Source organism: Desulfuribacillus alkaliarsenatis (assembly GCF_001730225.1).
In the GTDB taxonomy this organism is placed as follows: Bacteria; Bacillota; Bacilli; order Desulfuribacillales; family Desulfuribacillaceae; genus Desulfuribacillus; species Desulfuribacillus alkaliarsenatis.
This window is the reverse complement of the sequence record NZ_MIJE01000022.1, coordinates 160739-172225: the sequence shown is the minus strand read 5'-3', so window position 1 is coordinate 172225 and position 11487 is coordinate 160739. Positions and strand designations below refer to the sequence as shown.

Annotated in this window: 10 protein-coding genes; all 10 read right to left on the bottom strand. The window is 38.0% G+C overall.

Going from position 1 to position 11487, the window contains the following annotated elements; genetic code table 11:
• Positions 1 to 166: 166 nt before the first annotated feature.
• The 10 genes from BHF68_RS08145 to BHF68_RS08100 all read right to left on the bottom strand — a co-directional run bounded on the left by BHF68_RS08145 (position 167) and on the right by BHF68_RS08100 (position 11414).
• Positions 167 to 1030: an NAD(P)-dependent oxidoreductase gene (locus tag BHF68_RS08145; RefSeq protein WP_069643152.1), complete on the bottom strand. Its 864-nt coding sequence runs from the start codon at positions 1028 to 1030 to the stop codon at positions 167 to 169.
• A 131-nt stretch (positions 1031 to 1161) separates the two neighbouring features.
• Positions 1162 to 2325 (bottom strand): aldo/keto reductase, encoded by a 1164-nt coding sequence (locus BHF68_RS08140; RefSeq protein WP_069643151.1) that lies wholly within the window; start codon positions 2323 to 2325, stop codon positions 1162 to 1164.
• Between the two features lie 90 nt (positions 2326 to 2415).
• On the bottom strand, positions 2416 to 3657 hold the full coding sequence (locus tag BHF68_RS08135; protein WP_069643150.1) for an S-layer homology domain-containing protein: 1242 nt from the start codon (positions 3655 to 3657) through the stop codon (positions 2416 to 2418).
• Positions 3658 to 3771: 114 nt separating this feature from the next.
• Positions 3772 to 4956, bottom strand: a complete 1185-nt coding sequence (locus BHF68_RS08130) for an MFS transporter (protein WP_084019299.1) — start codon at positions 4954 to 4956, stop codon at positions 3772 to 3774.
• A complete protein-coding gene (locus tag BHF68_RS08125; protein WP_069643149.1) occupies positions 4953 to 7556 on the bottom strand; it encodes a PEP/pyruvate-binding domain-containing protein in 2604 nt (867 codons plus the stop codon). The genes BHF68_RS08130 and BHF68_RS08125 overlap by 4 nt, the downstream gene beginning before the upstream one ends.
• Positions 7557 to 7654: 98 nt before the next feature.
• Positions 7655 to 8326 carry a TetR/AcrR family transcriptional regulator gene (locus tag BHF68_RS08120; protein WP_069643148.1) on the bottom strand — a complete coding sequence of 224 codons (672 nt, stop codon included), beginning with the start codon at positions 8324 to 8326 and terminating at the stop codon, positions 7655 to 7657.
• Between the two features lie 95 nt (positions 8327 to 8421).
• Positions 8422 to 9354, bottom strand: a complete 933-nt coding sequence (locus BHF68_RS08115) for an alpha/beta fold hydrolase (RefSeq protein WP_084019298.1) — start codon at positions 9352 to 9354, stop codon at positions 8422 to 8424.
• 22 nt (positions 9355 to 9376) lie between these two features.
• Positions 9377 to 9946: a TetR/AcrR family transcriptional regulator gene (locus BHF68_RS08110; protein WP_069643147.1), complete on the bottom strand. Its 570-nt coding sequence runs from the start codon at positions 9944 to 9946 to the stop codon at positions 9377 to 9379.
• Positions 9947 to 10104: 158 nt separating this feature from the next.
• Positions 10105 to 10920: a hypothetical protein gene (locus BHF68_RS08105; protein WP_069643146.1), complete on the bottom strand. Its 816-nt coding sequence runs from the start codon at positions 10918 to 10920 to the stop codon at positions 10105 to 10107.
• Between the two features lie 47 nt (positions 10921 to 10967).
• The gene (locus BHF68_RS08100) at positions 10968 to 11414 is read right to left on the bottom strand and encodes a MarR family winged helix-turn-helix transcriptional regulator (RefSeq protein WP_069643145.1); all 447 of its coding nucleotides are present in this window, start codon (positions 11412 to 11414) and stop codon (positions 10968 to 10970) included.
• Between the last annotated feature and the right edge of the window lie 73 nt (positions 11415 to 11487).

Sequence of the window (11487 nt, the reverse complement as noted above, 5' to 3'; positions counted from 1 at the left end):
ACTATGTTATTAGTCTTTTGAACCTTAAGAAATCTTAAAGACAACATTAAATTTTCTTTATGATTCGAGTAATTCTAACAATTTTCTACAAATAATTTGCTTAAAAAGACAAAAAACACAGCAGAATAACGAATTTTTGTTTGTTATCTGCTGCGATATGATTGTTCTAACGCTCGTAATATTTAATTAGTGCCTGTGTACCTAGGTCGCCTAGACCTTGTTCCTCAAGCTTTTTATACATATTCAATACATTCTTAAGTACTTCTAAGTTAAGCTCTACATCATCTGCTTCATCTACGGCTATTCCCATGTCTTTAATGAAATGCTTCAAGAAAAACCCTGGATCTAAATCTCCCTTTAGAATTCGCGGTGCCATATTGGTCATCTGCCAGCTTCCAGCCGCACCCTGGCTAATACTGTCAAGCATTGTCTGTACATCTAGTCCGACGCTTTTTGCATAGCTCATTGCTTCAACAACTCCAGCAATTGCCCCTGCAATCGCAATTTGATTCGCCATTTTCGTATGTTGGCCTGCGCCTGCCGCACCTTCATAGATAATATTTTTGCCTAGACTTTTAAATATAGGCTTGCACGCCTCGAAAGCTTCCTTATCTCCACCTACCATAATCGAAAGTGTCCCATTCTTCGCACCGACATCACCACCAGACACTGGTGCATCAAGTGCAAACAAGCCTTTTTCCTTCGCTTTATTATAGATGCTGATTGACTGCTTCGGACTGGTTGTGGTCATATCAATAACATATGCACCTGACTTTGCACTGTTCAAAATGCCCTCTTCGCCGAAATACACTTCGTCAATATCCTTTGGATAGCCTACAATCGTAATTATTGCATCTTGACCTTTAGAGCAGGCGGCTACATCATCGCACCAAATAGCGCCTTCACTGATTACATCTTCAACCTTACTCTTGGTACGGGTGTAAATCGTCACTTCAAAGCCATTTTTCATCAAATTGCGTACCATTGATTTCCCCATAACTCCTACACCAATAAAACCAATCTTCTTCATTGTTAGCCTCCTTTTATTATCCTATCACTTAAATTCCTCTGATGTTATTTATTCTATATTTTAATAGGAATTCCTTCATACTAATACTTTCTTTATAATTCTAGTAGTTGTCCTTCTTAAAAGAACTTAACCTATAATCTCATAAAACGCTTAATTAGAAATCTAGCTGGCTTGTAATGAAAACCTTCCATTGTTTTTGTTACGTTAGTAAGTTCTTCTCTAATCGCGATATTTTGCGGGCAGTATTTCTCGCATTTCCCACACTTTGTACATAACGAGGCGTTGCTGGCCTTGGTTTTCATGCCTGTCTGCATGAGATATTTCCCAACTGCTGTCCATTTGCCTTCAATCTCGGTGTCGTTATATGCAGAAAAACAAGTAGGGATATCGACACCCGCTGGACAGGGTATGCAGTAATTGCAGCCCGTACAGGGTATCTTTATTTTCTCGTCTAATATCCTTCGCACTTTATCAAACAACTCATAATCCATATCGCTAAATGAGTTGGCTTCTGCTTCAGAGGCCACTCGAATATTTTCTTTCACCATTTCCATGGAGTTCATACCCGACAATACCAAAGTAACTTCAGGATGATTCCATATCCAACGGAATGACCACTCCGCTGGAGTACGTTTCACATGGGCATTGTCAAAAATTTTGTAAACTTCTTTTGGCAAATTGGTCACTAGCTTGCCGCCCCGTAAGGGTTCCATAATCATAACGGGTAGTCCCTTGGATGCAGCGTGTTGAAGTCCGCTTTTACCTGCCTGATTATTCTCATCGAGGTAATTGTATTGAATCATGCAGAACTCCCAGTTGTATGCGTCAACAACTTCAACAAAGTCATCTTTCCCACCATGATAGGAAAATCCTATGTTAACTATTTGCCCCGTTTGCTTCTTTTCTTCAATCCATTCTAGGATGCCTAGCTTTACAAGGCGCTCCCAGACAACTACATCAGGAAGCATGTGAATAAAATAATAGTCTATATAGTTAGTCTGTAATCTCTTTAATTGCTCGTGAAAGATTTTATCGAAGTCCGCTTGTTTTTTAATAAGATAGTGGGGTAATTTAGTAGCTAGCTTTACTCGCTGCCTGTAACCTTTTGCTAGGACCTTCCCTAGGGTTGCTTCGCTCTTTGGATACACATAGGCTGTGTCAAAGTAATTTACACCATTTTCAATAGCATAAATAATCTGCTCTTCTACTTCCTGTTCATTTTTTGCAAAGCGCATACATCCAAAGCCAAGAATTGAAAGCTCGTCACCGTTTTTCGGATTCACTCGGTACTTCATAAAAACACCACCCGCTTAGTATAAACTAAGTATATCACTAAAAAACCTTGAAAAAAATCTCAAGGTTTTTTGCTTAAATTGACTTTGTATTTAGTAATTCTCGTAAACATTTTTTAAGATAATTGCCATTTCGGCTCTAGTGATTGGCTGATTTGGACGAAAAGTTCCATCTCCATAGCCATTTACAAATCCTGCATTACGCATTGTTTCAATAGCAGTTAATCCCCAAAAATCATCAGGCACATCAATGAAATTACTATTATCTTTATTTAAGGTTTCATTATATAGCCCTGCATTATATAAAATCTGCGCCACTTGTGCACGCGTAAGCACTGTGGATGGAGAGAAAGTCTTTTCTGATGTACCAATCATAATACCATTTTGAGCAACTATTTTAATAGATTCTATACCCCAATGGTCTAAAGATACATCTGTAAATGAAATAAGCTCATCTGTTGGGACTAAGTCTAAATAGTTTATTATAACTGTTGCGGCTTCTGCCCTTGTTAGCGGACTGTCTGGTTTAAATGTGCCATCATTATGACCTGTCATCCACTGATTTTCTGAAGCAAAGCGGATGGATGTCTCTGCTTTATGGCCTCTTATATCTCTTAAATGATAGCCAGCATCATATTGGTACAAATCCCAACGATCCATAAGATTTCCGATTGTACGTCTATAATAGTCGCCACCTAAGTGATTATAGCCTGCGTTAGCAACTTCAAACAAAAACTGTTTCGACGCATCTTCTAGACTCCACCCAGATTTAATGTTCTTCTGATAATTATCTCTAGCAAATCCATATCTATTATTTAATAAGAGAGTACCTGCCAAAAAATTAACGGCATCTTCATAGCTACTAAACATTCTATACCAGTTATCTCTTCTCTGTGTTTCATCAAAAATAATACGGTCATTTCCTAGGTTTGCGATAACAGGTATTTCCCTAGCAAAATCTTCGTCTGGTTGTCCCTGCAACTGCCAAGCATTTGCTGGATTGAATCCCCAGACTTTGATTCCAAAAATATTATTTGCAAAATGGGCAATTCTAGTAGTTCCATAGCCACTTTCCAAAATTGCCATACCAATGATAGCACTAGCAGGAATACCCCATTGCTCGTTAGCGTCGACTGCGTACTTGGCTATTTGGTTAACAAAAGCTTCTTGTTGTGCTAAAGTAGGTCCCGTAGTGCTAGGCATATACGCATTATTATTTCTTCCGTTTATGCGATCCTCCTGCGGTGTAGGTGAAAAGGTCTCCGCATATATATTTAATGGAAGTAACGACATAATAATAGTCACCGCTATGATGTATCTAAGAAATTTACTCACTAATTCTCATCTCCTGTATATGTTATGTAAACCTCACTAGATAAATCATAGCATAACTTTCTATGCAAAATTCGAGGTAAATACTGGAGACGTTAGCAGACTAATTTTATTAGCTCAGCAGGTCAATCCATTCCTTTTATCCGTCTCATCACTATAGGACAAGCTAATCAGAAACATCAATAAGAAAAACAATGCCCCACTGATGAATGGAAAGCTCATATTAACATCAAATATGGCACCTGCCCAAATAGGGCCTATAATCCTTCCCACACTCATATATGACTCGGCAAAGCCCATTGCTTTACCTTGTTTCATTGTTGAATTCTTAGATATAAATGCTAGGGCCGCTGGTTTCAGCAGTGCATTTAGTAGTATGAAAAAGCTTATTGTAAGTACAATCCAGATAAATGCATCTGCAATTAGCATCAATATAAAACCGATAGCATTCCCTAGAAGAGCCCATTTAATTACTTTTTGCTCACCGTACTTTTTCGTGAGTGGTCCAACAATAAACCCTTGGGCAATTAAGTATACTAAACTCATAATCATCAGGATTGACCCAACCTCTTGTGGTCCATAGCCGAAACGCTCTAATGCATATAAACCATAAATGCTAGAGAAGTTTGTTTTGCCGAAATAGACGGCAAAGATAGCGAACAAGCCAAAAGCTATAGGCGTATATAATGCTTGCCAAAGTCCCCTAATTTGTAAAAACTCAATTTTATCAACCGATTCATTCCTACTTGCTTTCGTTAATGTTTCTGGTAAACCAATCATAATAACTAGAACTGTGAAAAAGCATACACTTGCTGCGACAAAAAACGGTGTGGATAATGAATTGGTTGCCAATAACCCACCAATCCCTGGGCCAATTACGATTCCAAGTCCTGCCGCAGCTCCAATCTTACCCATTGCCCCACTTCTATTCTCCTCAGAGGTGCTATCACTTATATAGGCCATTGCAACAGGAAACATTGCACATGCTAGAGCCCCAGATATAAGCTGCGCCATGTATAACATCCATAATGAGTGTGATAGTCCAAACAGCAGCATCCCTAATCCTAAACCGGTCATACCAACCATCAAAATTGGTTTTCTACCATATCGATCTGATAGACTTCCCCAAACTGGTGCAAAGATTAGCTGCATAACTCCGTATGCTGCAATTAACAATCCAAGCTGCAAGCCACCTCCACCTAATTGCTCAATATAAAAGGGCAGTACTGGCATGCCAATTCCGTAGCCTAGCATGGCAATGCAAATACAAATAAATAAAATGACTACATTCTTTTTGTTCATAGGATATCAACTCTACCAGTTTCTCCATTCACCCTTACTAGTTGGCCATCCTTTAGAACTGTAGCAGCATTAGCTACACCTGCTACTGCAGGCACACCATATTCACGGGCAACTACGGAGCCGTGGGATATGGGACCACCAGTCTCCATAATAAGTGCTCCTAGCTTTAAGAACAGCGGAGTCCAAGAAGGATTTGTGCCTATTGTTACTAATATTTCTCCTTTTTCAACTTTGTGTCCTTCCTCAGGATGATGAAGCACTCGAACTTTGCCCTCATATACACCTGGAGATACAGCTACTCCAGATAAAGAATTGCCGTCCGACTCCTCGATAGGTGCAAATACGCTTTCACCTGTACTAGTTAACACCTTTGGCGCATTGCGATTAAATTCTCTCTGGTACTCTTCTTTATTAGCATATACCAACAGCTTTAAATCTTTATCGGAGCGAATATCTTCGACTGTAACGTAGAATATATCAGATGCTTGCTTTAGACGTCCCTGACTTACTAGTTCTTCACCAACTTCAGTCAGTACTCGTTTGAAAATCGTTAAAAACTGTCTAACGAAAAACTTTGATTGTTCGCGAATACCAAACATTTCTCGGAAGTTAACGAGCATTTTTTCTACTTCTTTAGCTTTTTTATTATAGCCTTTATCTATCAAACGCTTTTTAATGTTCTGAATGGCTGCCTCAGCCTCGACTTTACCCTTTACGAAGTTCTCAATCCCGCGATTGTATGTCTTGCTGTCAATATAGGAGTTTATTAAGTCGAGTACATATTGAGGCTCTTCCTTCCATGTAACCGCTCCAACATCCAATTCTATAGAAGCCCTATGTCCGTATTTATCTAAAAATCTTTCCACTTCAAACTCATCAGTTGTTGCCCGCTTCTTTTGTCGGTCGAGTTTCTTGGCAATTTCCAATAGTTCCATACCCATTTCTGTAGTCACACTATACGGCACTGACTTTTCTACATCATATAGGTTCTTGGTGTCACCTAAATATTTCTCCATAATCTTTTTGGCTTTATCAATATAAGTAGAGGAAACTGCCACGTAGAGCACAATCCCGAATCCTTCTACAAACAGATCTGTACTTTTGCTTTCAATAAACCGTAGCTTTTCTTCCATACTCTTAAGCTTTTTACTCTCAGTTTTTAGCTGCTGGATAATCTGTTCACCTGTATTTACAGCTTTTATTCTCGCTTTTTGAGGTGAAACTACTCCGTGGAAGAATCTCCTCATAGAGCTCGCTAGTAGCTTCATTACTCGCCAGTTTAGTTTCCCAAGAGTACTGAAGCCTTGCGCACTGTCTTTTACCTGCTGCTCATTCCTTGCTAAAACTTGTAAAAGTGCCTTCGTCGTAACGGGGTCTTTATCACTTGGATTGTTCTTTAGTTTGTTGACGCCTTTTTCTGTTGCTAGTATCTCAGTCATATCAACGTAGATTCTTCCTCCAACGTTTTTATACCACCATAGACGATCACCCTTATAGTTTTTTCTGCCATAGCGATTTACTAGGCCCTCTAACATTGACTTGATTACATATCCACCCATAGGAGTGAACGGCTCTTTCATCGCTTGTGAATACAGATTTGCGTTAATATAGATACGTAGTCCACGGCGATCTGCCCGTTGCTCAGGTACTGGGAACAGTGAGGTTATAGGTCTTGTTTGCACTAAATATAGGGTTCCACCCATGTATGCCCACTCAATGTCTTGAGGCTCTTGGAAATATTTTTCGGCCGCTATTGCTAGCTTGCATAACTCTTGAACCTCACTATCCTTTAACGAGCTCTGCTTCTGCCTTTTTTCAGGAATATCTACAAGCTCAATTCCATGTTCCCGTTTTACTGTCATTACTTTTTTTTCAGCGATTGTTTCTTCAATTACATTACATGTCTCTTTATCAACAACCCATTGGTCTGGAGTTACGTCGCCACCAACTACCGCTTCCCCTAAACCCCAGGATGAATTTATTAGAATTTGATCTCTGCGGCCGTTTACAGGGTTTGCGGTGAACAAAATTCCTGACCTGTCAGCACTTATTAACTTTTGTACTGCTACGCCGTGGGCCAAGCCATCATTACCTATGTTTTGTTTAATTCTGTAGGATACTGCTCTCGTATTCCAGAGAGATGCCCAGCATTTCTTCAAATACAGATATACCTGTTCCTTGCCTCTAACATTCAAATAGGTATTATATTGTCCAGCAAATGATATTCCAGGTAAATCTTCAGCCGTTGCCGATGAACGAATAGCTACTTCTGGATTGCCTATATTCGAGTATATTGCTTCGACCTCCGCCTGCACGTCAGCAGGTATTTCTCCCTTTTCGAAGGCCTCCTTCACTTTTTCTGAAGCTACATTAGTTGCTTGGAAATCATCTGTCTTTGCTACCTCTATGAGTCTATTAATTTCCGCTTCCAGCTTGTTAGCTTCTACGAACCGCTTATAGGCGTTCGTCAATACCACAAACCCTCCTGGTACTGGTAAATCTGCCTGCAACATCTCGCCTAGATTTGCAGCCTTACCTCCTACTAATAAAAAATCCCTCTTTGTTACATCCTTTAATTGCTTTACATACTTAAATTCCATTTTCCATTTCTCCTTTCCTTAAATTATACACCCTTATACCGACCGTCGGTCTGTTGGGTTTAAAAAAATTTGTTTCCTTTCTCTCAGCCCAACTATATCTATTTAACCTTTAATCTTTCCAAGTAAGCTTGCTTAAGTTGAATAGAGCCTCGCTGTATTTTTAGGATTCTAGTAAATATTTCTTCGTAGAAGTCTAGTTTCTCATCTAATCTTTGTTTATATTGCGTCGCATCGATTGTGCCATTAATGTATAGGTTTTCCAAATCATCTGTTGAACTATTTAAATTGTGCCCTGTGTTAATAAAAAGCTCTGCCATCTCTTTTTTGTTAGTACTAGCGAATATACCTTGTTCAATACCCTCTGATATGATCTGCTCATAAAAAGGTATAAATTCCATCGATATTTTTTGCATTAACTTTTTTTGTAATTTTAAATTTTCATCACTTATTAACGCTTGTTTTATCTTTTTTCTGTTTTCCTTTTCCCTGTTTTTCATTTTTTGACCCTGCTCAATCAATAAGTTCAGCTTCTCCAGAGCATTAAGCTCTGCTTTGTTAAGCACTTGCATAGCTACATTTGCTAGCTTTTCAGCATAATTACTTGAGATTGTTTCTATAACTTCCTCCTTAGATTGGAAGTAATGATAGAAAGCACCCTTTGATACTCCTACTTTATTTATGATGTCATTTATCGTCGTTTTCTCATATCCTTTTTCATAAAACAGCTCTAAAGCAGCAGTTAGAAGCTCTTGTTTTTTATCAATATTCATATTTTCTTTGTTGCCACCTTTCTCGTCATACCGACGGTCGGTTTGTTGATTTAATAATACAATGGTTTATTTTAACTGTCAATAGGTTTTTTGCATTAATATGTTTTTTCTAAAAAGTCCTTTATATATTTTCTAATTGACTTCAACTCTGAAGCCATACCATGGCCCCCACTATCAAAAGCTGCTAGTTCAGAATGGTCAATATGTTTATGGTAAAACTCTGCATGTTCAAAGGTTACTAAAGTATCGTCTTTAGCATGTAATATCATTGTTGGAACTGATAACTCACCCATAGCCTCGCCAGACATAGGTCTAATATTTGCTTCATGAATATTACCTGGTCTTCGTGGACTCATTGGATGCATATATTCTAGCATTTTATCTACAAATTCTTTGTCGTTATGATTAAGGTTAGAATATACCTCCTGGGAGACACCAATTAAGTCCAGGAAAATGTTTCGAAAGGTTTTTATAACTAACCAGTAAGCAAAGTCGGATTTTTGGATACCGTTTACTATCTTCGTACTAATTGGAATTTCATCACCCATGAACATAGATACTGCTGATACAAGGATTAATGCCGCGCTCTTATCTGGATAGTCATAGGCAAATTGCAGCGCAGATGGTCCGCCAGCAGAAACTCCCAGGATTGTCACTCTATCTATGGATAGATGTTCAAGAAGATCTGCGTAAAGCTTGGCTTGGTTTTCCACCGTAGACTCATCTGCAAACGGAGAGCCTAGATAACCAAATCTAGAAACTGCTATGAGCTTATATCCTTCACCAAGAAACGTCTGACCCATTAAAAGTCCCTGATCATAACCTCCACCTGCGCCATGAATCATTAAGACAGGAATTCCTTCGCCCTCTATCGAGTACTCTATTTCACCGTTTTTTGTAACTAGTATATTACTTCCATCGGATACCCTTTGATATGCAGTAGCTATTTCCTTGTAATATTGTACATATACAATAGCTGACACTAAAATTAGTGCAAACACCGTTCCTAGGATAATTGTTTTCCTCATTGTTTCATCACACCTCTCAATACTAATCGTTACAGAACACAATATTATCGACTAATGTGTCTATATATCTATTCCTTTGACTTTCTTCATGTAAATCTATCCCACTGTATACATAAAACTCTTTAGGGTTAAGACTTGTAACTTGTATTGGAAGCAAAATCTGTAACGCAATAATTCTCAATTGAATTTCATCCTTCTGCTCCGCAAAAATTTCTTTAAGCACAGGAATAAGGAAAACTGGTGTCTGCATTTCACCGTTAAGCAAATTTTGCGTTATTGTAAACCTTATTATTTTTTCATTTTGTTGTGCAAAATTATATAATTCTTTTAACATTAGCTTCAGTTTTTCAATCGGTTCTGTCTCAGAGTCATTCCCTGAGGTCACAAGGCTAACTGCCATGCTAGCCATATAGTCAGAGACAGCAATACTTAATAATTTATTTTTGGAATTGAAGTGATAATTAATCAGTCCAACTCCTACATTTGCTCGTTCGGCTATTTGCCTTACTGTAATCTTGTCTACATCGTCCACTTCAGCCAGTATATCTATTGCTGCTTTTATTATCCGATCTCTAGCATCAATATCTACCATTACCTGCACCTCTTCTTTAATGTCTTAGAATCATTGAATCAGTTTTGAACGTGTTCAGTATATCATAAATTTTTATTCACTTCAATAGGTTCTAGTCCTCCACAAAAAAATTCATAACTTGCTTATTAAAATTTTATTCAGGTCAGAAAATCCAACTTTCATAATCTTTTCCCTCGTTTTTTCATTGCCATAAAGCAAACAGTACTAGCCACAAATACTAGGAACAAATCATAGAGTAATACCATAGTAAGGTCAAATAACATCCCTTTAAAAACAAGCGGTATAAATATAACAAACATCGTATAGTGTAGACCAAAGAGAATCAAAGTGAAAATCAGAGCCGACTTTATCACTGAAACACTGATGGCTGCAGATTTCAAGAATGCAAAGTTAAGCCCTATAATCAATGCAAAGGCTATCGTCCAGAGCATTAATGGTGTCATGCTGTCTACACTATAGCCACCCACATTACTCACATATCTAAAAAATCTACCTACGGTAATTATTAATGTAAAAATACCCACGTCTATCATTACACTGGAATTTACACTGGCTGACCTATGTTCATGTCTCTCTTCTTTTACTAGAAAAACTGCCACTAAAACACATAGCAATACTATTGGCAGGAAATCTAGTAACCCCAAGATAAACTCATTAATATAAGTACTGTTTAGGGCAAAGACTGCTTCTAGCATGCCAACCCACCAGATTCCCCCTACTAAACCACCAAAGATTAATGCTCTATTAAGTTTACTGCCCTGGAGCCTACTTTCATATTTTAGGAATACGCTGGCAATAATGTAGTATGTAACGAGAAAGAACAGTGTAGCCGTTCCAATAAAAGTCAGCTTACTAGCTACAACAGACAACATATCTTCTGTAATATCGACCGTAATAGGCGCCATTGCATGAATGGCTAACGAAAATATAGTTGTTAGCACCACAATTATGAGTTTTTTGATTTCATTATTCATTAGTAACTCTCCTAAAAAATTTTTAATAGCTCAAATAGCTACTGACCTTACTTAGCCTGGTTTAGTATATGTATATTCCCCTCTAAGATTTTGAACGTATCGTACAACATATTAATTTGTTCTTGGTCAATTCCACGAAAAATCTCCTTAAGCAGTTTATTGCCAAACTCTTCTGTTTCGGCAAAATAATCCAAGCTCTTTTGAGTCAAAACCACATTCATTGCTCTAGCATCTGTGTGTGAAGGATACATTTTGACATAACCTTTTCGTTCCAAAATTACTAGCATTTTTTTAGCGTTTTGTCTGGAGTATCCCATGAAATCCGCAACTAGATTAATGGTAGGCGATTTACTTTCCATGTTGTATATTACCATTAACAGAAACCACTGCTTGAGGGTAATATCTCCACCCTCACGGTCTGCTATGGCTTGTATTTGATTGGCAAAAAGAAAAATCATGCCAAAAATATATTGCTCTTTATCCTTTTTATCCATCATTTAACCTCCATACTTGTGATTGACATATGACTTGCATTTGTATTGTATTTGATTTACTATTATCAATATA

Bases quoted from the DNA above. Each gene is read 5' to 3' on its own strand.
- BHF68_RS08145 (WP_069643152.1), bottom strand. From the start codon at position 1,030: ATGAAGAAGATTGGTTTTATTGGTGTAGGAGTTATGGGGAAATCAATG.
- BHF68_RS08140 (WP_069643151.1), bottom strand. From the start codon at position 2,325: ATGAAGTACCGAGTGAATCCGAAAAACGGTGACGAGCTTTCAATTCTT.
- BHF68_RS08130 (WP_084019299.1), bottom strand. From the start codon at position 4,956: ATGAACAAAAAGAATGTAGTCATTTTATTTATTTGTATTTGCATTGCC.
- BHF68_RS08125 (WP_069643149.1), bottom strand. From the start codon at position 7,556: ATGGAATTTAAGTATGTAAAGCAATTAAAGGATGTAACAAAGAGGGAT.
- BHF68_RS08120 (WP_069643148.1), bottom strand. From the start codon at position 8,326: ATGAATATTGATAAAAAACAAGAGCTTCTAACTGCTGCTTTAGAGCTG.
- BHF68_RS08115 (WP_084019298.1), bottom strand. From the start codon at position 9,354: ATGAGGAAAACAATTATCCTAGGAACGGTGTTTGCACTAATTTTAGTG.
- BHF68_RS08110 (WP_069643147.1), bottom strand. From the start codon at position 9,946: ATGGTAGATATTGATGCTAGAGATCGGATAATAAAAGCAGCAATAGAT.
- BHF68_RS08105 (WP_069643146.1), bottom strand. From the start codon at position 10,920: ATGAATAATGAAATCAAAAAACTCATAATTGTGGTGCTAACAACTATA.
- BHF68_RS08100 (WP_069643145.1), bottom strand. From the start codon at position 11,414: ATGGATAAAAAGGATAAAGAGCAATATATTTTTGGCATGATTTTTCTT.